Annotated in this window: 1 protein-coding gene; it reads left to right on the top strand. The window is 33.4% G+C overall.

The genetic code is table 11. From position 1 onward, the window contains the following. Positions 1-293 (top strand): nucleotidyltransferase domain-containing protein (locus AOA60_RS32505; RefSeq protein WP_178075291.1); only part of this gene is annotated, 293 nt, incomplete at both ends.

Here is a 293-nt window from a genome sequence, read left to right on the forward strand (position 1 = left end):
ATTTTAACTGGAAGTGTTATTCGGGGACAATCAACAGAAACATCTGATCTAGATATTGTGGTATTTGATAACAGTTTAAAGACATCTTATCGCGAATCTATCATTGAATTTGGATGGAATATAGAACTGTTTGCTCATAATTTATCGTCATATCGTTTCTTTTTTGAGAGTGATTGTAAAGATGGAAGGGCGACTATGCCTAGGATGGTTAATGATGGAATGATTTTAAAAGATACAGGTGTTTTGCAAGAAATTAAAGTAGAAGCAAAAGAGTTATTAGAACAAGGCCCTGA

This window comes from Pseudomonas sp. 2822-17 (assembly GCF_002742485.1).
Taxonomy (GTDB): domain Bacteria; phylum Pseudomonadota; class Gammaproteobacteria; order Pseudomonadales; family Pseudomonadaceae; genus Aquipseudomonas; species Aquipseudomonas cyclaminis.